Source organism: Bacillus sp. FSL R9-9530, assembly GCF_038008145.1.
GTDB classification, from domain to species: Bacteria; Bacillota; Bacilli; order Bacillales; family Bacillaceae_G; genus Bacillus_A; species Bacillus_A mycoides.
In genome coordinates this window covers 4,599,803-4,620,234 of sequence record NZ_JBBOYO010000001.1, presented here as the reverse complement: position 1 = coordinate 4,620,234, position 20,432 = coordinate 4,599,803, and the positions used below count along the sequence as shown (strand labels likewise).

29 protein-coding genes and 1 pseudogene are annotated in these 20,432 nt (G+C 35.2%); 15 read left to right on the top strand and 15 right to left on the bottom strand.

The window, feature by feature from the left end; translation table 11 throughout:
• The first annotated feature begins 9 nt into the window (after positions 1–9).
• The gene (locus tag MKX66_RS23350) at positions 10–774 is read left to right on the top strand and encodes an ABC transporter ATP-binding protein (RefSeq protein WP_016102906.1); all 765 of its coding nucleotides are present in this window, start codon (positions 10–12) and stop codon (positions 772–774) included.
• The gene (locus MKX66_RS23345; protein ID WP_088032176.1) at positions 767–1,573 is read left to right on the top strand and encodes an ABC transporter permease; all 807 of its coding nucleotides are present in this window, start codon (positions 767–769) and stop codon (positions 1,571–1,573) included. Before MKX66_RS23350 ends, MKX66_RS23345 begins: the two co-directional genes overlap by 8 nt.
• A gap of 34 nt (positions 1,574–1,607) precedes the next feature.
• Here MKX66_RS23345 and MKX66_RS23340 read toward each other — a convergent pair whose 3' ends face one another.
• Together MKX66_RS23340 and MKX66_RS23335 are read right to left on the bottom strand one after the other, a co-directional pair.
• Positions 1,608–1,835, bottom strand: a complete 228-nt coding sequence (locus tag MKX66_RS23340) for a hypothetical protein (RefSeq protein WP_002129567.1) — start codon at positions 1,833–1,835, stop codon at positions 1,608–1,610.
• A gap of 226 nt (positions 1,836–2,061) precedes the next feature.
• Positions 2,062–3,180, bottom strand: a complete 1,119-nt coding sequence (locus MKX66_RS23335) for a recombinase family protein (protein WP_215590276.1) — start codon at positions 3,178–3,180, stop codon at positions 2,062–2,064.
• A 93-nt stretch (positions 3,181–3,273) separates the two neighbouring features.
• On the opposite strand from MKX66_RS23335, the gene MKX66_RS23330 reads away from it, so the two are divergent.
• Positions 3,274–3,948 (top strand): HAD family hydrolase, encoded by a 675-nt coding sequence (locus tag MKX66_RS23330; protein WP_215590277.1) that lies wholly within the window; start codon positions 3,274–3,276, stop codon positions 3,946–3,948.
• Between the two features lie 196 nt (positions 3,949–4,144).
• Here MKX66_RS23330 and mutTA read toward each other — a convergent pair whose 3' ends face one another.
• Positions 4,145–4,624 (bottom strand): antimutator 8-oxo-(dGTP/GTP)ase, encoded by a 480-nt coding sequence (gene mutTA / locus MKX66_RS23325; protein ID WP_002015736.1) that lies wholly within the window; start codon positions 4,622–4,624, stop codon positions 4,145–4,147.
• 84 nt (positions 4,625–4,708) lie between these two features.
• Positions 4,709–5,026, bottom strand: a complete 318-nt coding sequence (locus MKX66_RS23320; protein WP_002089150.1) for a hypothetical protein — start codon at positions 5,024–5,026, stop codon at positions 4,709–4,711.
• Between the two features lie 83 nt (positions 5,027–5,109).
• Between MKX66_RS23320 and ytzI the strand changes: the two genes are divergently transcribed.
• The 6 genes and pseudogenes from ytzI to MKX66_RS23290 all read left to right on the top strand — a co-directional run bounded on the left by ytzI (position 5,110) and on the right by MKX66_RS23290 (position 6,804).
• Entirely contained in the window at positions 5,110–5,259 is a 150-nt protein-coding gene (gene ytzI, locus MKX66_RS23315; RefSeq protein WP_012261873.1) for a YtzI protein, read from the top strand.
• 1 nt (position 5,260) lies between these two features.
• A complete protein-coding gene (locus tag MKX66_RS23310; protein ID WP_012261874.1) occupies positions 5,261–5,491 on the top strand; it encodes a YczI family protein in 231 nt (76 codons plus the stop codon).
• Between the two features lie 13 nt (positions 5,492–5,504).
• On the top strand, positions 5,505–5,735 hold the full coding sequence (locus MKX66_RS23305; RefSeq protein WP_002089156.1) for a DUF3953 domain-containing protein: 231 nt from the start codon (positions 5,505–5,507) through the stop codon (positions 5,733–5,735).
• A gap of 340 nt (positions 5,736–6,075) precedes the next feature.
• Positions 6,076–6,309: a hypothetical protein gene (locus tag MKX66_RS23300; RefSeq protein WP_002129577.1), complete on the top strand. Its 234-nt coding sequence runs from the start codon at positions 6,076–6,078 to the stop codon at positions 6,307–6,309.
• 29 nt (positions 6,310–6,338) lie between these two features.
• Positions 6,339–6,562: pseudogene (locus MKX66_RS23295) on the top strand (hypothetical protein).
• A gap of 11 nt (positions 6,563–6,573) precedes the next feature.
• Positions 6,574–6,804 (top strand): YczI family protein, encoded by a 231-nt coding sequence (locus MKX66_RS23290; protein ID WP_002129579.1) that lies wholly within the window; start codon positions 6,574–6,576, stop codon positions 6,802–6,804.
• A gap of 26 nt (positions 6,805–6,830) precedes the next feature.
• Here MKX66_RS23290 and MKX66_RS23285 read toward each other — a convergent pair whose 3' ends face one another.
• From MKX66_RS23285 to luxS, 4 genes are all read right to left on the bottom strand, one after another.
• Complete coding sequence (locus MKX66_RS23285) at positions 6,831–7,145, bottom strand: DMT family transporter (protein ID WP_137076407.1); 315 nt, start codon at positions 7,143–7,145, stop codon at positions 6,831–6,833.
• A 1-nt stretch (position 7,146) separates the two neighbouring features.
• Positions 7,147–7,842, bottom strand: coding sequence for a DMT family transporter (locus MKX66_RS23280; RefSeq protein WP_341087213.1), 696 nt, complete (start codon positions 7,840–7,842; stop codon positions 7,147–7,149).
• Entirely contained in the window at positions 7,839–8,603 is a 765-nt protein-coding gene (locus tag MKX66_RS23275; protein WP_341087212.1) for a MerR family transcriptional regulator, read from the bottom strand. Before MKX66_RS23275 ends, MKX66_RS23280 begins: the two co-directional genes overlap by 4 nt.
• 170 nt (positions 8,604–8,773) lie before the next feature.
• A complete protein-coding gene (luxS, locus tag MKX66_RS23270; RefSeq protein WP_001141371.1) occupies positions 8,774–9,247 on the bottom strand; it encodes an S-ribosylhomocysteine lyase LuxS in 474 nt (157 codons plus the stop codon).
• A gap of 128 nt (positions 9,248–9,375) precedes the next feature.
• Here luxS and yidD point away from each other — a divergent pair, with 128 nt between their 5' ends.
• Positions 9,376–9,612, top strand: a complete 237-nt coding sequence (yidD, locus tag MKX66_RS23265) for a membrane protein insertion efficiency factor YidD (protein WP_002112460.1) — start codon at positions 9,376–9,378, stop codon at positions 9,610–9,612.
• Here yidD and MKX66_RS23260 read toward each other — a convergent pair.
• Positions 9,609–10,172 (bottom strand): beta-class carbonic anhydrase, encoded by a 564-nt coding sequence (locus MKX66_RS23260; RefSeq protein WP_002089163.1) that lies wholly within the window; start codon positions 10,170–10,172, stop codon positions 9,609–9,611. The two genes, yidD and MKX66_RS23260, sit on opposite strands and share 4 nt — an antisense overlap.
• Before the next feature lie 224 nt (positions 10,173–10,396).
• Between MKX66_RS23260 and cydA the strand changes: the two genes are divergently transcribed.
• Together cydA and cydB are read left to right on the top strand one after the other, a co-directional pair.
• On the top strand, positions 10,397–11,746 hold the full coding sequence (gene cydA, locus MKX66_RS23255; protein WP_012261878.1) for a cytochrome ubiquinol oxidase subunit I: 1,350 nt from the start codon (positions 10,397–10,399) through the stop codon (positions 11,744–11,746).
• Positions 11,736–12,764, top strand: coding sequence for a cytochrome d ubiquinol oxidase subunit II (gene cydB / locus MKX66_RS23250; RefSeq protein ID WP_002129586.1), 1,029 nt, complete (start codon positions 11,736–11,738; stop codon positions 12,762–12,764). The genes cydA and cydB overlap by 11 nt, the downstream gene beginning before the upstream one ends.
• Positions 12,765–12,929: 165 nt before the next feature.
• On the opposite strand, the gene MKX66_RS23245 is transcribed toward cydB, so the two are convergent.
• The gene (locus MKX66_RS23245) at positions 12,930–13,163 is read right to left on the bottom strand and encodes a spore germination protein (protein WP_286676699.1); all 234 of its coding nucleotides are present in this window, start codon (positions 13,161–13,163) and stop codon (positions 12,930–12,932) included.
• 711 nt (positions 13,164–13,874) lie between these two features.
• On the opposite strand from MKX66_RS23245, the gene MKX66_RS23240 reads away from it, so the two are divergent.
• Together MKX66_RS23240 and MKX66_RS23235 are read left to right on the top strand one after the other, a co-directional pair.
• Positions 13,875–14,909 carry a YdcF family protein gene (locus MKX66_RS23240; protein ID WP_215590280.1) on the top strand — a complete coding sequence of 345 codons (1,035 nt, stop codon included), beginning with the start codon at positions 13,875–13,877 and terminating at the stop codon, positions 14,907–14,909.
• A gap of 187 nt (positions 14,910–15,096) precedes the next feature.
• Positions 15,097–15,969, top strand: coding sequence for a YitT family protein (locus MKX66_RS23235; protein ID WP_012261882.1), 873 nt, complete (start codon positions 15,097–15,099; stop codon positions 15,967–15,969).
• Between the two features lie 606 nt (positions 15,970–16,575).
• On the opposite strand, the gene MKX66_RS23230 is transcribed toward MKX66_RS23235, so the two are convergent.
• The 4 genes from MKX66_RS23230 to MKX66_RS23215 all read right to left on the bottom strand — a co-directional run bounded on the left by MKX66_RS23230 (position 16,576) and on the right by MKX66_RS23215 (position 19,236).
• Positions 16,576–17,394 carry a DUF4247 domain-containing protein gene (locus MKX66_RS23230; protein ID WP_002129590.1) on the bottom strand — a complete coding sequence of 273 codons (819 nt, stop codon included), beginning with the start codon at positions 17,392–17,394 and terminating at the stop codon, positions 16,576–16,578.
• A 13-nt stretch (positions 17,395–17,407) separates the two neighbouring features.
• The gene (locus tag MKX66_RS23225) at positions 17,408–17,914 is read right to left on the bottom strand and encodes a DUF4178 domain-containing protein (protein WP_002191003.1); all 507 of its coding nucleotides are present in this window, start codon (positions 17,912–17,914) and stop codon (positions 17,408–17,410) included.
• A gap of 21 nt (positions 17,915–17,935) precedes the next feature.
• Positions 17,936–18,340 carry a DUF350 domain-containing protein gene (locus MKX66_RS23220; protein WP_012261886.1) on the bottom strand — a complete coding sequence of 135 codons (405 nt, stop codon included), beginning with the start codon at positions 18,338–18,340 and terminating at the stop codon, positions 17,936–17,938.
• A 230-nt stretch (positions 18,341–18,570) separates the two neighbouring features.
• On the bottom strand, positions 18,571–19,236 hold the full coding sequence (locus MKX66_RS23215) for a PspA/IM30 family protein (RefSeq protein ID WP_002015754.1): 666 nt from the start codon (positions 19,234–19,236) through the stop codon (positions 18,571–18,573).
• A 412-nt stretch (positions 19,237–19,648) separates the two neighbouring features.
• On the opposite strand from MKX66_RS23215, the gene MKX66_RS23210 reads away from it, so the two are divergent.
• On the top strand, positions 19,649–20,227 hold the full coding sequence (locus MKX66_RS23210; protein ID WP_215590281.1) for a lipoprotein BA_5634 family protein: 579 nt from the start codon (positions 19,649–19,651) through the stop codon (positions 20,225–20,227).
• Between the two features lie 35 nt (positions 20,228–20,262).
• On the opposite strand, the gene MKX66_RS23205 is transcribed toward MKX66_RS23210, so the two are convergent.
• Positions 20,263–20,430 (bottom strand): FeoB-associated Cys-rich membrane protein, encoded by a 168-nt coding sequence (locus MKX66_RS23205; protein WP_033708410.1) that lies wholly within the window; start codon positions 20,428–20,430, stop codon positions 20,263–20,265.
• Between the last annotated feature and the right edge of the window lie 2 nt (positions 20,431–20,432).

Here is a 20,432-nt window from a genome sequence, read left to right as displayed (position 1 = left end):
GCGAAGTGTATGAGCTTTTTACAAATACGTAACGTTTCTCACTGCTTTTTTGCAAAAGAAAATGCCAAACTTATTCTTGAAGATATGAGTTTGCAAGTAGACGAAGGCGAATTTATTTCAATCCTTGGTCCAAGTGGTTGCGGAAAAACAACGCTCCTCTCCATCATCGCAGGGCTACTTGATCCAATTGAAGGTATCGTATTTTTAGATGGTGAACCGATTACAACTAAGACCCCCTCTATGGGCTATATGCTCCAGCAAGATTACTTGTTTCCTTGGAAAACAATTGAAGAAAATATTATGCTCGGACTTCATATTCGGAAGGTTTATGATGAAAATACGAAAGAACATACATTAAAGCTTTTAAAACAAGTCGGCCTATATGATATAGAACAGCAATACCCTCGTGAACTATCCGGTGGTATGCGCCAACGTGCTGCACTCGTTCGAACATTAGCGACCGACCCAAAAATTTTATTGTTAGATGAACCATTTTCCGCTCTTGATTATCAAACAAAATTAAAACTAGAAGATCTCGTCTTCACATTACTACGTAACTATAAGAAAACATCCCTACTTGTGACACATGATATTGAAGAAGCAATTGCGATGAGTGATCGTATTTATTTACTGCAGGCAAACCCTGGAAAAATCGCAAAAACATTCATCGTCCCAGAAAGTATCCGTTCCTTATCGCCGTTAGAAGCACGCCACCACCATGACTTCCCATCCCTCTTCCAAGAAATATGGAAGGAGCTGGAACGACTTGGATAATATAAAACAACTACATGAACAGTTTCGAAAAAAAGAAAGACAACATGCATGGTTAGCTCGCTCTTTACAGCTTGTACTTCTTGTTCTTTTCTTTGCACTATGGGAAATAGCTAGTAAAAAAGAATGGATTGATCCTTTACTCTTTAGTTCTCCTTCAAGTATTTGGGATCTCTTTTTAACGAAATGGATTGACGGTTCACTTTGGGTCCACATATGGACGACATTACTTGAAACAGGAGTGGGTTTTATTCTCGGAACTGTACTTGGAGCTATTATTGCTACTCTCCTTTGGTGGATGCCACTTTTGGCCCGCGTACTTGATCCTTATCTCGTCGTCCTAAATGCAATGCCAAAAGTCGCACTCGGTCCAATCATCATTGTTATTTTCGGTCCAAATATTTCATCCTCTATCGCAATGGGGGTAATCATCTCTATCATCATTACCATTCTCGTTATTTACAGCGCATTTCAAGAAGTCGATTCCAACTATATTAAGGTCATGGACACATTCGGCGCAAATAAATGGCAATGCTATAAGCACGTTATTCTCCCTTCATCTTTCCCTGCAATTATTTCAACGTTAAAAGTAAATGTTGGCTTATCATGGGTCGGTGTTATTTTCGGGGAACTCCTCGTTTCTAAACAAGGACTTGGCTATTTAATTAGCTATGGATTCCAAGTCTTTAACTTCACACTCGTCTTGCTCAGTGTAATGCTCACTTGCGTCCTCGCAACTCTTATGTATGTATTTGTCGAGGCATTTGAAAAACTCCTTATTGGAAAACGAAAAAAAAGCTGACTTAGAGCGATATGCTAGAGTCAGCTTCTTTCTCTTACCTTTTATCACACATTTTCGAATCGTCTGCAATATTCCCATTAGCAACCGTAACTGTATGGAAACAATCTTTCACACGCACCGTAACGACATTATCTTTTCGATCAATAATATGATAATCATTAAACTCTTTATTTAATGCACTACGAATTTGCTCTCCTTCAAAAATCGGAAAACCGTGAGACATTACCCAAATGAGACCAGCAACAGCAAGAATCGTTTTCATACGTTTCATTACCTCCTCGAGAGTAAACTTATAGCCCCTATACTATGCGCATTATAATTGTGTCTAATTTGTGACGTTTTTATACTAATTCTATTTTAATGATTCAGTTCCTTCTTCTTTTTTAAAAAAAGACAGAATTTTCAATTTTATCAACATAAAGAAACGCAAAGAACTATAATTCTTCACGTTTTCCCTTGGCTAAAATATATCGAACACATAATTCGCATTAGTGTCCACTTGGTTGTTCTATCGTTTTCGAAACATCATATAATCCCGCTAACACTTCCGCTCTCATTTTTACAAGCTCGGGGAATTGATAGAAGAAGATAATTTTTTTATATTTTAATTCTGTTCCTTCTTTCACCTTTTTTGAATCTTGTAAAATAAACGCTGTAAATGTATCCGCAATATCCTCTGCCACATTTGTCGTCCCATACAGTGAAACAAACTCACCATGCTTTTCCTTAAAAAATTCAATTTGAGCTTCTTCGCTTTCTTCCACTTTCTTTTCTGTCCACTCCTGGTCAATTGGTTTCCAGAAAGAATTATAAAATTGATTTATATAAGAGCTCTCCTTCGCACATCCTTCTTGTAAGAAAAGAGATTTACATTTATTTTGGTATGATGAAATATCTTTATCTTCTTCAAAAGCCTTTAAGTACTTTTCATTTACTGGTATTTGTTTATGTCCCAGCGTTAATACGTGAGCCGTCTCATGTATTAATGTTTTCATCACTTGATCGATATTTACTGCAGAATCAAGCGTATCTAAACTAATGGTCCACTCTTTCGGATACTCCATACTCGGCATAACATGAGCCACAATTCCATCGTATCCATCTGTTACCATATCAAACTCTTTTATGTCAGTGCGATACTTAGCAGGAATAAGCGTGCTATACATCTCCCATAACGATTCATGATAATCCCTATCTTGACGTTGCTTTAATACTTCTTCTTTCGCGTCCTTATCCTCCGCAAAAGCCTTATTCAATCGTTTGCGATCTAGTTTATCGAAATAAGGATCTACAATTTCATCACCATCGATATAATAAGAAGCTAAAAAGAAATAATTTTCATCATCCTTTTTTTTCATTTCTGCTTCTTTCATATCGTTACTTGAATGTCCTTCTAAATCATAATCCTCTAGTACTTCAAGTTCTGAAAGTCCATCTATCTTTTTATATACTTTTTGAAGTGTTTTATCACCTATTTTTGTGCATTCTTCTGTCGTTTCGCACACATCTTTTTTCTCTCTTTTCGAAGTTTGCTCCGACATATCACATCCAGCTACTAAGCCCGTTGAAATCATAAAACACATTAACTTGCCATACAGTTTCTTCATACGCACCTCCATTATTCCATTCTACAAAAATATCATAATCATTTTTTAATGAATATGCGATAATTAATTATAAAAGCTGTATGGAGGTTTCCCATGATTCGAGCAATCTTATTTGACTTAGATGGAACACTATTAGATCGTCGCCAATCTCTAGAGCAATTTATTCGCGATCAATATAATCGCTTCGCCTTTCATTTGATAAACATAGAAAAATTCGAGTATTGCTCTCGTTTTCTCGAACTCGACAATAATGGTTACACGTGGAAAGATAAGGTATATTCCACTCTCCTTTGCGAATACAACATTACCACTTTAACGCAAGAGCAACTGCTACACGACTACATTACAAACTTCCAACATCATTGTATTCCTTTCCAAAATATGCATGAATTACTTCAACAATTAAAACAGCGAAACATTAAAATTGGTATTATTACAAACGGCTTTACTGATTTTCAAATGAACAACCTCCGAGCACTAAACATACATACGTATACAAACACAATTTTTATTTCAGAAGCAGAAGGAATTAAAAAACCACATCCTGAGATTTTCGAACGAGCTTTGCAAAAGCTAAACGTAAAAGCAGAAGAATGCCTTTACGTTGGAGACCATCCAGAAAATGATGTGCTTGGTTCTGAACAAGTAGGGATTCTTGGCGTTTGGAAGAGAGATTCATTTTGGGGTGACTTTGAACATTCACGTGTGGTGGATGATTTGTTGGAGGTTCTTTCATTTTTAGAGGTGGAGGTAAAAACAATACAATAGTAAATAAATTATATCAGCGATTTTTCGAATATATCGACCGCAACTCCAAATATATCAGCGATTTTTGAAATATATCGATTTACCGACAAAAAGTGACAATAGTAAGTGGATACTTTCATTCCAAAATGCCTCCCTAAAAGTAAAGATATATTCACACCTTTTTTGGGTATTTAATCAAAAAAAGAAACCGGCCACTTTACTTCGTAAAACAGCCGATTTCTTCTATATGTTTCATCGTACGCGCTAATACATCATCGCGCATAATAAAGCTAAATTTTCTATCAGTTTTAATATTATCAGGAATGTCTTTTAATAAAACAGACCCTTTCGTTTCTTCGTAATGCGTATGTTGCTCTACCGCACTAATTGTTGCAAAATAAATGTTTTTAATGATTATTTTGTCTTTTCCGGATACTTTGTATTGCCCTAAGTAAGTTAAATCAGAAACTATGCCGCCGGTTTCCTCATGAACTTCTCGAACTGCCGCTTCTTCCGGTGTTTCCCCGAGTTCTACTTTACCACCTGGAAATTCAAGACCACGGCGTAAATGATGCGTTAATAACCATTGATCCCCGTACCGGCATACAACCCAAACATGCTTTGGCTCAGGAGAAAATGGGTAACGTTCAAACGATAATTGTACAGTGTTGTGGTAATAATCTTTAAATTTGTACATGCCATTACTCCCCTATTGATGATTACAAGTTTTTCCTACCACAAATTGTAGCATATTCTCGCTTTTCTGCATAATATTATCCAATTACAATCCATTGATTATTCCCATTTGTGCGACTAATTCTTTCGTTTCATGATTCCCTAGATCATAAATCATTTTATATGCCTTTTGTAGTTGTTCATCATATCGATCATTATTCGAATCGTGATGATACTCAACGAATGGAACGTGAGAGCGTACATACGAACCTAAGTCCTCTTCATACGCTTGATCAAAATACTCTCTTAACTCCGTAATCTCTTCGTCATTTGCATAAATTTCAAAATTATACGTATCCGCCGTCTTCACTTGCGAAATTTGACCATTTCCAACTGATATATAATATGTTTTTTTATTCTCCATGTAACACCCTTCTTTCATCCTTTTAATTTCTATTGTTTTCATCAATTACAAAATTATGTAAAATAAAGAAAAGGAGGGATTTCATGCTCAAAATATTAATTATCGGCATTATAATCGTACTGATCATATTAGTACTCTCCGTTATGACGATTAATAAAGGCTACGCATATAAACATTCTGTTGATAAGCCCGAAGATAACCCTTACTCGAAAAATAATAAGGAGGAATCATAGTATGCTTCGTATACTTCGCATCGCACTCGCACTCACTGTGATAATTATGTCGGCAATTGGGCTCTATACAGGTCAAAATAACTTTCTACCACTTTCACAATTTCTATTAGGAGCTTTAATGTTTCTCATCGCAATTGAGCAAATAAAAAAGAAGGATTCAGGAACCGGATTTATTTGCATTGTTGCTGGAGCATTCTCTTGGATTGTTCTCATCATTACATACATAAAATAGAGGAGGGTCTTTTATGCTGAAAGGATTACGGATTACTTTATCACTTATTGCTTTATCTATAGCAATCTATAGCTTTTTTACTGGTAATAGGGAAATCATGCCTTATATGTTCATCTTTTTAGGGGGGATGGCTTTCATTATTAGTATAGAGGAAATCTTAAAACAGCAAAAAGGTGGTAGCATACTTGCTCTGTTAGCAGGGGCTGTTGCTTTATTTCTTGGCTTCTCAGAAATATTTCGATAAATGGTCTCTTTAAAGGAGGAATTCGATGCTAACTGGAATACGCTATTTTTTCATGCTTCTCACAATCTCTCTTTGCACTTATTCTCTTGCTACCGATAATTTCACACTTCTCCCATACATGCAATTTGCTCTCAGTTGTTTCTTTATTCTTCTAGGAATTAATGAACTGAAATCCGGAAGAAAATCAATGGGTATCTCGCATTTTTTCGTTTCTATTCTTATGCTCTTCATTGTAATATCGAACTACCTTCGTTACATGTAGAATGAAACTTTAAATACCAACTACGAACTGTTATTACATTGAAGGCTAATTTAAAACTACAAGAAGATAGGTGGTAGTATGCTAAAAACATTTCGCATCATATCCGCTCTTATTGTCATCTCTCTCGCTCTATATGGAATATCTACAAACCCGCTTGTTACGATGCCCTATATGCTTATTGCCTTATCTATTATGACTTTCATCATGAGCGCAGAAGAAAAACAGAAAGGAAAGAAAGTACATAGTACACTCTCCTTCTTTTCTGGCGTATTTACTTTAATCGTCGCTATTATAATTATTATCTCCAGGTAACTAACTCTTTCTACTTAAAAGGGGCTAAAATGCACATAAAACAAATACAACTAATCATCGTTTTTATTACTTTGATTCTATGTTTATACAGTACATTTACAATGAACTTTCAAATCTTTTCACCTACCATTTGTATGGCATTTTAGTAGGCATTGAGATGATTCAAAAGCAGTAAAAGCAAATTGGAGCTATTAGCATCGGTTTAAGTATGTTTACCATTATTTTTGTCATTCCATTTATACTGTTCTTCTAAAGGAGGATTTCATGTTAAAAAACATTCGAATTATAATAGCGACTATCGCTCTTATTCTCGCCCTATTTAGCCTCTTTTCAAACTTCTCTATGCTTTTACCATTCGTATTTATCCTTTTAAGTATTATGTTTATCCTTTTTGGAATTGATGAAATAAAAGAGCGGCAAAAAGCAAAAGCATTTGTTTATTTTCTCGGTTCTGCCTTTATTTTATATGTTGGGGTGTCTAGTCTACTTTCATAAAAAAGAAGAGCAGATTTTGCTCTTCTTTAACTCACTACTTTCAATCCAATAATCGTCCCCATAATTCCAACGATACAAATAATCCGAAAAGCATTTTTCGGCTCTTTAAAAAATAAAATACCGACAACCGCTGCACCGAGCGTCCCAATTCCAGTCCAAACTGCATATGCAATTGATAACTGAATTTCTTGGAGCGCCATCGTTAAAAATTGAAAACTAATAATAAATCCACCTATTAAAATAATATTATTCGTCCAATTATTATCTTTTGTTACTTTCTTTATCCCAATTACACCGACAATTTCAAAAAGCCCAGCTATAATTAAATACATCCACGCCATTTTATTTCACCTCTTCCTTGTCGCCACTAAATTTCAATCCGATAATAAATAGTGCTAATAAACAAACAAGGAAAATTTTAACAAACGAAAATGGCTCTTTAAAATATAAAATATCTACTACTATCGTTCCCACTGTCCCAATTCCAGTAAATACTGCATATGCCGTTCCAATTGGGATTCTTTTAGTTGCTTCAATTAATAGATGAAAACTAACTAAAATTGCAATAAGTGTCAAAATGCTCATCGAATTTGTTTTTAATCCTGTTGCCCAATATATTTCAATTAAGCCTCCAAATACTAAATACAGCCACGCCCTATTTGTACTAATCTCCTTTTTCTTTTTCACTTCTTCTTTTACCTCTTGTCGTGTTTCTTGCTTTAGCGAACTACGTTTCTTTTTCGGAAAAAAGATATACGACATCGCCCAAATAAAATGAATAATGAGCACCGATGTCCAAACACTGATAATGGTATTAACAGTTGCATTTTTATAAAAGCCTATTTGTTTATTCAAAATCCATTCTTTCATATGAAGAATATAAGATCCACTTGGTAACTCTTGAGCTGGTACAAGCCCTATTAGAAAAATAAATAAAAGCTGCGCAAGAATGAAAATGCCCACATGTTTATAAAAGTATTGCCGCTCTAATCGCGCGTGCTCCTTTCCATATAGCTTCTCTTTTTGCATAGCTGTCATTTATCTTCCTCCTTTTTCAAATAATAATCTACCATTTCATCTATATACTTCATTGTTTCCGAATCAAGTCCATATACTTTTGCAATCTCCCCCTCTTCAGGTCTAATTAATTCCCAATACTTATTTATTAATTGTTCATCTTCTTGAAATATATGCATGGAAAAAGCCACTACTTTCTCCGCCAATTGTTGAACTTCTGGTGAATCTACTGGTTCATTTATACGCTCGCGAATTTCTCTTAATACTTGCAGCCACTCTTTCGTTCTTTTATCGTTTTCTTCAAATGTTGGTAAGCCCTGAATAATCTGCTGCTCTTCCTCATTAAAATATCTTTTCCAAAATTTCTCCCTCTGATCAATTCCCTGTACTGATTTTATAAATAACATTAAATCTTCTGTTCTAAGCTCTCCTGTTAATTCAATGGAATGAAATGTTGTATATAGTAGCTTTTCTAAATCCTGTAATCTTTTTACTTCCCCTTGTATTGTTTGAATTTCATTTTGAATCGCATTTTTCCATCTTCCTTCTTCTGAAATCCCCTTTTCTTCTTTTAATACTTCTTTTATTTCTGAAAGCTTAAAACCAAGCTTTTTAAAAGTTGTGATTTGCTGCAATGTAATTACATCATCTTTTGAATAGTAACGATATCCTGAATCAGCAACATAAGACGGTCTTATCAATCCAATTTCCTCATAATATCTAAGTGTTCTCGTCGTTACATTCGTTTCTTTTGAAATTTCGCCAATGCTATACTTATCCATCATTTCCTCCCTTTACTTACTTTATTTATCCCTACTATAAACTTTGACGTATACGTTAAAGTCAATACTCTTCATAACATACATTTCTACAAATAAAAAAACTGCCCTTTCACAGGCAGTTTTTTTATTTGTAGGCAATAAGACTCTCACCCACTGATTAAAGTATCACTTTATCCAAACACTTTCTCAAGTTCATCTTTATCTTGGCTTAGCCAGAAGTTCATTAAGCGTTGTGCTCCTTCTAAGTCGTGAAGCTTCGCTTGGCCACATTGTGTTTCATTTGCAGCTGGAATTTCTGTAATTTGAACCGCATCTTTTAATGTTAGTTCTAATAAATCAATAATTTCTCGAACCGTTGGTGTTCCGCTTACTACAAGATAATATCCTGTTTGGCAGCCCATTGGTGAAATATCGATAATATCAAAATGCGGATAACGATCAATATATTTACGTAAATTAAATGCTAATAAATGTTCTAACGTATGAATAACATCTGGTTTCATTGCTTGTTTATTCGGTTGGCAGAAACGAATATCAAATTTATTTACAATACCGTCACTACCTACATTGTGGACTCCGCAATGTCTTACATAAGGCGCCTTTACAATCGTATGGTCTAATTCAAAGCTTTCTACTGATGGCATACAACATCTCTCCCGCTTTTAATTTAATTCCGTTATATCCAATATGATATAACGGAAATCGACATTAGTAAAGAATTATGTACTGTCGTGCTATAATACTTTAAGACTATGCTGAAAAGGGGACCATTATGAAACAGATTTTTATCGGTATTATACGCTTTTATCAAAAGTTCATTTCTCCGATGACACCGCCAACGTGCCGCTTTCATCCGACTTGCTCTCATTATGGATTAGAAGCGTTTCAAAAACACGGTGCCTTCAAAGGATTTTGGCTTACATGTAAGCGTATATTAAAATGTCACCCTTTCCATCCAGGAGGATTTGATCCTGTCCCAGATAAAAAGGATGACAAAGTAAATTCTTAATTTTCGTAACCATTTACAACTAAATCTAATTTTCCTGTGTCAGGATCTATAACAAGACCGTGAACAGGTACTTCTTCCGGAAGTAACGGATGGTTGCGAAGTATTGACACACTATGTTCTACACTTTCTTCTACACTAGAGAACCCTTGTAAGAATCTTTCTAAATCGATTCCAGAATAACGAAGTGTATCTAATTTCTCTTCTGTTACGCCGCGCTCTTTCATTTTTTCAATTGTACTGCTTGCTTGAATTTTTGCCATACCACAATCATGATGACCGACAACACATACTTCGTCAGCTCCAAGCTCATATACAGCGACTAAAATACTACGCATAATACTTCCGAATGGATGTGAAATAACAGCGCCTGCTACTTTAATAATTTTCACATCACCGTTACGCATATTCATTGCTTTCGGTAATAATTCAACAAGACGAGTATCCATACAAGAGATAATTACCATCTTTTTGTTTGGAAATTTCCCTGTTTCATACTCTTCGTATTTTTTCTCTTCAACAAATTTTTCATTGTATTGTAAAATCTCTTCTAATGACTTCATAGTAAAGAACCCTCTTTTCTCTCATTTACACTACATATATAGTGTACCAAAATTTGAAAAACTCAAAAAGGATATTGCTTTATAGTAAAAATAGGATTTTTTTAGATAATCGACATAATTCTTTCAAAATATACACACACCTTTGTAACAAGTCTCACATACTTTAAACGTTTTTTCACTATAAACTGATTGTAGATAATGTAAAAAAGGAGTGAATATTTATTATGTCCGACGTTCTGTTACTAAGTCGTTTTCAATTTGCAATTACTATTTTTTATCACTTTTTATTTGTACCTTTGACAATCGGACTTGTTATTTTAGTAGCATGTATGGAAACTCAATACGCCCGCACATTGAATCCAACATACCGCAAAATGGCAAATTTCTGGGGAAAACTTTTTACAATTAACTTCGTAATGGGGATTATAACTGGGATTACGATGGAATTCCAATTTGGAACAAACTGGTCTGAGTACTCCAAATATATGGGAGATATTTTTGGATCACCTCTCGCAATCGAAGCACTCGTTGCCTTCTTCTTAGAATCTACTTTCATGGGAATATGGTTATTCGGTAAAGACAAAATCTCACCAAAGTTCCGTGCTTTCTGTATGTGGATGGTTGCACTTGGAACAAATATTTCTGCCCTTTGGATTATTACAGCAAACGGCTTTATGCAAAACCCAGTTGGCTACGTCGTACGTAACGGCCGCGCTGAATTAAATGATTTCTGGGCTCTTGTTACAAATCCATATGCATGGAATATGTTCTTCCATACTGTAATTGGTTGTTATATTGTCGGTGCTTTCTTCGTTATGGCAATTAGTGCATATCATTTATTACGTAAAAACGAAGTTGAATTCTTCAAAAAATCATTTAAGTTTGGTTTAATGTTAGGTTTATTCGCTGCAACAATTACACCATTTATGGGCCATCAATCTGGTGTATCAGCTGCTAAATATCAACCAGCAAAAGGAGCTGCAATGGAAGCTGTTTGGGACACTGGAAAAGGACAAGGTTTCTCAATCATTCAAATTCCTGATGTAAAAAATGAAAAGAACTTTGAATTCCTTACTATTCCAAAGCTCGGAAGCTTCTTCTATACAAACTCATTTGATGGCGAAATTGTTGGTTTAAAAGATATCCCGAAAGATGAACGTCCAAATGTTAACCTCGTGTACTATAGCTTCCGCTTAATGGTTGCACTTGGCATGTTCTTTATGGCATTAACTTGGTACGGTTTCTATTTAAACCGAAAAGGAAAACTAGAAAACTCAAAACGTTATTTAAAAATTACAATGTGGTCTGTTTTACTTCCATATATCGCAATTAACGCTGGCTGGATTGTCGCTGAAGTAGGTCGTCAACCGTGGACAGTTTATAAACTAATGCGTACAGCAGAATCCGTGTCACCTATATCAGTTCCACAAATTTGGTTCTCATTAATTAGTTTAATATTGTTCTACACTTTACTCTTAATTGCAGACGTATACTTAATGCTGAAGTTCGCGAAAAAAGGACCCGCTGCATTAGAAGAACCTGCTACTGAAGGAGGTACAGCTCATGTCTCATGATATGCTTGCAATTATCTGGTTCGGTTTATGGGGCGTAATTTGGACAGTTTACTTCATTCTTGATGGCTACGCACTCGGTAACGGAATGATTTTCCCATTCGTTGCGAAAGACCGACAAGAACGAAATCAATTACAAGAAGCTATCGGCCCGTTCTGGGGTGGTAATGAAGTATGGTTAATTACAGCTGGTGGCGCAACATTTGCTGCCTTTCCAGTCACATATGCAAATATGTTTAGCTACCTATATACACCACTATTTTTAGTATTACTTGCACTATTTGCTCGTGCCGCTGGACTTGAATTTATGCATAAAGACGATTCACCAATTTGGCAAAAAACTTGTAAATGGGCGTTTACAATTGGTAGTTTCCTAATCGCCTTCTTATTCGGTGTTACATTCGCTAACCTGTATTACGGGCTGCAAATCGGAAAAGATGGTTATGAAGGAACTTTACTTAGCTTACTAAACCATTATGGTATCTTAGGTGGTCTTTTCTTCACTGCTATATTCGTCGTATCTGGTGCCCTTTGGATTATGATTAAAACAACTGGCGAAGTATCTGATCGTGCTTATAAAATTGCAAGACCATTTTCAATGGCAGCTGCTATCATTTTAGCTATCTTCTATGTCGCAACTGCAAATCGTACAAATTTATTCCAAAACTTCACGGAATATCCTGTACTATTCATTCTTCCAGTACTTGCAATGTTAATGAGTGTACTCACACTTATTATGGTGTACAAACATAAAATCGGCCTTGCATTCACATTCGTTTGCTTAACAATCGCAATGTTTATGACAACTGGTTTTGCAGGTATGTTCCCAAGAATGTTACCATCTCGTATTAACGACGCTTATAGTACAACGTTATACAACGCAGCTGGTAGTCAATTAAACTTAAAAATTATGTTCTTCGTTGCAATTGTCATGGTACCAATCGTTATTGGATATCAGCTTTGGAGCTACAGCATATTTAAAAATAAAATTCATAAAGACTCTGCTAAAGGATATCACTAAAATGAAAAAGACACTTCGCTTGAAGTGTCTTTTTTTACGTATGATTTTCGATAAGATGTTACATTTCTAATCTAACAACTATGATAAAGAAGAATCACTAACAGCTCACAACTAAATTGTATCACAGGGCAAGCACATCATTTTATGCAATTTTACATATAAAAATTATAACGTAGATTGAATTACTTGGTCATTCACATCGTTATCCGTTACATCTGCCGTACTAATACCACTGAATGTCCTCACATTTAGTCCCGTATTTGAAGATCCAGATCCATTATAAGCTTTCGTTTTTTCAATTGGATGTACGTTATATTTATCACCTAAGTTAATTGTCCCGTTACAATTCTCAATAATAACCCCTTCCACAATAGCTGGCATTTTATCACCTACTTTCATTTCGTTACTTTTATTTTATGAACATCGCCTACAAAAATAGCATGTTTCAATAAGAAAAAGCACTCAAATTGAGTGCTTTTTCTCTAAGCATTAATGGCAAGTTTGGAGACAGTTGACTTTTCCAAAAATTTATTAGGGGTAATATTTTGAAAAAGAAAGCCTTTCATATTTAACTTAACACCACTGGAATATATAGTAAATTGATAATATTTATACGGAAGATTGCTAATGTTTAGTATAGATAGTTTGCACTACGTTAATAGTGGAAATTATCTATACTAAGAAACAAAAAGACGCCTTTCAAGAAGACGTCCTTTCCCCTGTTTATATATACCCCATCCCGCTTTTTGTAAACACACACTAGAAAACAGAATCATGAATTGTTACAAGATTGTTAGGTACAAAAGAGTAGAGGTAAATATTAATATAAAATTCTGCTTTATAGCGTGTATCCACAACTTATATTTTAATCCTCTTCCCTTGAAAATAAACATAATATGCATAATTACATACCAAAAAGAAAAAGACACTCCACAGAGTGCCTCTTCAACCATTTTACTTTTAATATATCACTTTGAATACATTTTACCATATTTAACTATATCGGTTATTGAGAAAATTCGAAATCGTTATTTTTTTATCAACATCTTCAAAATCATGTAATATTAAGGATGCAATAAAACATTATACAAATTGAGGTGTACTATATTTATGTTTTTCGGAATCATTCCTCTTATATTGTTTATTATTTTTCTTATCTCTTACTTAAAAGATCCACGAAAAATAATAAATGGCTTTTTATTTAATGCCTTTTTCTGTTCATTTCTATTATTTTGTGCAATCGCCTCGTTTGCATCTGGTAGTAACACTTTACATTTCATCGTTATTCTACCCATGTTAGCTCTACTTTTCATGATACCTTTTGGCATCGTTGCTCTAATGTTTGGACTATTTCTTAATGCGAGAATCTTGATGAGGCGTGAAGGAAGACGCTTTACAAACTCTTTAACTTTAATTGCTGCTTTAGGGATTTTATTCTGTGTACTAATCCCTATCATAAATCCAGCAAGTTTATTCTCAGAGCATTTTCAATTTATTTTTGCTGCTATTTCTCTTGTAACTATGTATTTCTTTATACATTTATCTAACTTCTTAAGCGCTTATTTTCTATACCAATTCAATAGACCGAGACGTAATCAAGATTTCATCATCGTTCTTGGTAGCGGCTTAATTAATGACAAAGTGCCACCCTTACTTGCAAGTCGCATTAATAAAGCAATCGACTTTTATTGGAAACAAGCCGCTGTGAATACACCACCAACAATCATTTTCTCTGGTGGGCAAGGGCCTGATGAAGGTCTTCCGGAAGCAGAAGCGATGCAAAATTATGCTGTTGAAAAAGGAATTCCGCTTGAACATACGGTACAAGAAAATCGTTCTGTAAACACATATCAAAACATGTCGTTCTCTAAAGAAATTATGGATTCTTTAAAACCAGAAGGTAAGTATAAAAGTATTTTTACAACGAATAATTTCCATCTTTTCCGTGCTGGCATATATGCAAGACAAGCTGGCCTTAATAGCCAAGGAATAGGATCAAAAACAGCCTTTTATTACTGGCCTAATGCAATGATTCGCGAATATGTCGCAATTGTCGTTATGGGGCGTAAGCGCCATATGAAAATATGTGGAACTATTTTAGGTTTCGCTTTATTCCTAACAGTCGTTAGTTTTATACTTTCTTAACAAAATCCCATCCTTTAAAAGGATGGGATTTCTTATACGAATTTCAAAAATATTTTAATGGTAATATGGTGATAATATCCCCTGCATACATCCATTAAAGGAGAATTTTTTCAAATTAAATGTTAAAATGGAATTTAGGTGTGAATTACGTAACAAATAAGAAACTAGTTTGAAACGAGGAAATTACATGAAGAAAATTGTCAAGAGTAAGCCCAATAAGCTGAAAATCGCTTCAAAAGCTTTGATGATTATTATTGGGGCATTTATCACAGCGTACGGATTAGAATCGGTATTAATTCCAAATAACGTATCAGACGGTGGTGTGACTGGTTTAAGTATCGTTAGTTCAAGATTATTTGGATTGCCATTAGGAGCTCTAATCGCAGTTATTAACATTCCTTTCGTTTGGTTAGGATATAAACAAATTGGTAAAAGTTTTGCAATTTATTCCATCATCGGGATTGCTTCATTAGCAATAGGTACCGTTGTCATGCACGGAATACCAATTATTATTGAAGGTGATACATTACTCGTTACAGTTGTTGGTGGTATTATTATCGGTTTCGGTATGGGACTAGCATTACGTAACGGCGGCGCATTAGATGGAATCGATATGCTAGCTGTATTACTTTCTCGTAAGTTACCTTTTGGAACAAGTGACCTTATTTTATTCTTAAATATGTTTGTCTTTATTTTTGTTTCAACAGTATTTGGTCTTCAAGGGGCTATCCTTTCGGCAATTGCTTACTTTATCGCTTCGAAAGTGATTCATATCGTTGAAGTTGGTTTAAGTGGTTCGAAAACATTTAAAATCATCACGAAAGAGCCTGAATTAATGGTAGAAACAATTCGCGATCGTTTAGGCCGAAGCGCAACGTATAACGAAGTATACGGTGGTTATTCAAGAGAGAAATTCAAAGAAATTTCTTGTGTAATTAACCGTTTAGAAGAAAGTAAAATGAAGGACCTGATTAATGAAATCGATCCTAATGCCTTTATTACAGTTTATGACGTAGCTGAAGTAAAGGGCGGTAACTTTAAGAAACGTGATATTCATTAATCATTATGAAAAAAGAGGGTGTGCCAAAATATTGGTACACCCTCTTTTTATTATGAAGTTGGTAAATCGATATTCCTTTTCGAATCGTTGATATATTTTGAGCTACGATAGATATAATCGAAAAACCGTTGATATATTTTACTCCCCCCATCTTCCCCCGCTTTTAATCCAATCGACGTACTTTTGAAAGGCGGGCACTTCATGCTGAAAGCGAAGCGGAACATATAGAAAGAGAGTACATGTACACAGTATCCATAGAATACCTACTATAAAGTGAAACTATAATCAGTGGGGGTTTTGTTCATCCCCCACTGATTATTAGTTGAACCAATCGGGCGTTTACGGGCAGTTGATCTCCCACCTAACTTCTTTGCTCCAGCCGAATTTTGAGGTGGGAGTTTTACTGCCCGTTAATGCGGGATAAAGTGAAATTTCATCGTTGTGCTAATAAACAAACTGAGGAATAAGACGAGGAACATAATCAAACTAAACCTTTTATATATACTCATAATAATCTCCTCCTTATAACTTAATTGTACCAGCTATAAGGAATTAATTCCCATAATAAAAAGACCGAAAAGCAAATTCCACTTTTCGGTCTCTATACTATCTTCTCTTCATAATTTTCCCTGAACCGCCAACCCTTGTTTTCGGGGGCGACGTATTCTTTGGTGGGGTTTTAATGGATGATTTCGGCTTCACATCAGATCCACTCGAGCCACCCGGATTTTTCGTAATTTTCCCTTTGCTTCCGGTAGAAGGCGGTGGCGTCGTTTTACTTCCTTTTTCCGTAATACTTCCTTTATCACCTACAGATGATTTCGGATCTACATTATCGCCTCGCTTAATAATAGATCCTTTCCCTTCCTTCGTAATTGGAGGCGGGGTTTTCTTTTCCTCTTTCGTAGGTGGTCTTTCCGGGATCACCGGTTTATGATTTTGTCTGTCATTATATCCGCGATAATCACCGTATGATGATTTTCGTGAACCGAATATATCGTTTAATATACTCCCCATAATATATCCTTGTAAGAAGGATGGTTGGTAATTTTGACGGACAAATTCTTCATTGCTTATTTCAATTAACGTATCAGATGGTTTCTCTTTATCCTTTTGTAAATTATACATTTTATCAGAATAAACGAGGAACATTTGATTTTCGTCTTCTTTAGATGCTTGCTTCGGTTTCCTTTCGGCTATAAGTTCCTTTGCAACTTCAGGAACTGACCGATTGGCGGCCCTATACACGTAAGATTCTTGTTTACCATCCTTTGCGACAGACTCTAGTGGGTAACGGTCCTGAATTGACTTCGCCTGACCACTTTGACAGCCCGATAAAGCATAACCGGCAATAACAAGTAATGTAACGATAGCAAGTATAGGGATCACGAACGATTTAATCATGGTAAACAATCGGTTTGACATGATTACGCCCCCCTTATGTTGCTCTTATGATTTGTACATCAGCAGGAATAATTGCTTCTCCCTCATACATCATTGTGCGACCATTTTGCCATTCAACACGTAATAATTTGCGGTTATCAGATTGGAATTCCCATACGTACTGTTCTTCTGAAGCAGCGAATGGTGTTTTCCCCATAACAACAACACGTCCATTATATTGTTCTTCCATATGATACTCTATATCATCCATTTCAATCGTCGTCGGAATTTCATCGATTGAATCTAAACGACCATCAATCGGTGTATACAATTTGTAATACGTATTTTCACGGTCTTCAATTTTCAAATAACGAATATCTTTCCCATCCTGCAAAGTTAAAATAATCTCCTTGCGAGAATGCATGCTCGTTTTCCCAGTTAATTCGTACATGACTAACGAGACTTCAATCATATCGCCAGGAGCCAACGTTAAAAGACTCTTTTCTGGCTTCGGCGGCTCCGGACTCTTCATTATATTTTTAATACGTTTAAATAAACTCACAATCTACCCCTCCTTTTCTCTTTATAAACAAGCACCTAAAATAAGTGCACCAACGATATGTAATGAACCAGCTAACAACGCATGTGCTATGCTGCCTTCTTTCGTTCCTTCTTCTAAATCTAAACCAGACATTTTCTTTAACACAAACTCAATGAACATTTCTACAATTAATAAAATAACGAATGAAACTGCTGAGGCAAGAAGCGCTTGCCATAAGTCATTCGCTTTCGTTATAGATTGAGATAAAATGTACCCTTGCGCAAATAATTTCATAACGAAACGCGTTGTCACTGCTGTATTTCCATTTTTCATTTCTTTTAAATCATTGTATTTTGTAAAAATCGAATCAACCCACATAATTGCAAATAAAAGTACCGCACTCGCTCCAGTCCATACAAGCATAGCTAAAACATTCATCCACGTCATTACAAAACCTCCTCTAAAAAAGTAAAGTGAAACTTTAATCAGTGGGGAGTTTTCCATCCCCTACTGATTATTAGCCTTCACCAATCGGGCATTTACGGGCAGCCCGACTCCCACCAACCTCTCTGCTTTCACAAAATGTTGAGGTGGGAGTCTTTGCCCGCAAATAGCGGGGTAATAGAAAACCGACATGAATTCTCTTCAGACATGTCGGTTTCTTTGTCTATTCTATATTATTTCTCGTACTGCTTCATAATACGAGCTAATTCATCGTCAACAACAGAATTTTTGTTTAAGCTTGCGAATTCATCATCTAACGACTTTTCTTTCTTGTAAATTTCACCGCTTGCTTCTGCTTCAGCCTCTAATTGAAGTGCTTTCTCTTCCATACGGCTTAAACCAGCTTTTGCTGAATTTGAATCAAATCCAGACATCGCCTGATTAATATTCTTTTGTGCTTTCGCTGCATTTACACGTGCAACAAGTGTTTCACGTTTATTTTTCAGCTCTGTTAATTGCTTACGCATTTCTTCTAGCTTAAGACGAAGGTTATCAGCAGCTGCTTTGTTTTGCTCATAGCTCGCTTTATACTCATTCATCTTTTGCTCTGCATTTTGTTTTTCTTCTAAAGCACGGCGCGCAAGATCTAAGTTGCTAGCTTGAACAGCCATATGAGCTTGCTCTTCACGTTTTTTCACAAGTGCTTCTTGCTCTTCAAATAATATTTTGAATTTCTTCTCAAGTGCGATTTGAGCTGCTACACTTTTCTCAGCTTCTTGTACATCCGCTTGCATATCGCGTAAATATTGATCCGTCATCTTAACTGGATCTTCAGCTTTTTCAATTAATGAATACACATTCGACATTGTTAAATCTCTTAATCGTTTAAATACAGACATCCAAATTCCTCCTATGATATACCTCATATTTCAAATTCACTACTTGGAAAATTAAAAATCTCCCTTTTCAGTAAGAATATTCATTTTTACAACCTATGTGTTTATTATAACAAAACTAAGATGTCCTTACATGTTATTTCCAAAATACAACTAATATAATATGACATTCCAAATATAATATTGTATTCCTACTATATCCTTATTATTTCTGCCTCCAAAATTAACTTATTTTTGCGCGATTTCACTAAATTACATAATTGTAATGTTACTGTAAGCTAACTCGATAGTTACGTTTCAATATTTCTTATACACTAATACCAGAAGCAACGGAATAGCAAAAAAGCTTCTCATACTGTAAGGACTAATACAAAAACTGTATTTACTATAAAGCATATAAAAAGGAGAAATCATCATGAAAAAATTAGTAGGAATCGGGTTAGCAGCAGCAATTTCATTCGGAGCATTATCAGGTTGTTCTTTATTAGGAGAAAAGGCGAACGGCTTAGTATTATACGGAACGGAAGATCAAGTTCAGCAAATCGCAGATAAAAACAAAAAAGATGTAAAAGAAAAAGATGTATATAAAATGAAAGTTGCAACACTTGAAGGTAAAAAAGTACTTGTAATGGATAAGAAAACTGGTGAAGAACTCGTTAAGAAAGAACTACTTAAAAAAGTCGATAAAAATGATGACACAAAAGCAATTGATAAGTTACCAGCTGTAACAACAGAGCAAGGTGTATTATTTGCAAAAGAAAAAGTTGAAAATGCTACACTTGATGGAGCGAAATTAAAATATGAAGATAACACAATTATCGGTGACGGCCGTTCTTATGGAGATATGTTTGCCATCGTTGATGACGCAGCATATGGAAATGTAAAAGGTGAAGAAAAATCTGTAGGTATTCTAAAATTTGATAAAGACCCTAGCAAAGAATTACCTGGAGCAAATGGAGTAGAAGCATCACAACTTGTAAAAATTAAAAAGTAAACAAAAAAGCTTTGCGAAATTCGCAAAGCTTTTTTCTATTTCTGAGCAATTTGCTCCATATCTGGACTACAAGTTTGCGATTGACATGACTTACTTAAAGAGCATGCTGCGCATTTTCCCTTTTTACTTCTCTTTACAAAATTAACTAACGTATATGCTGCATAACCAAAAATGATAGCTCCAATTATAATATTGACCATCACCG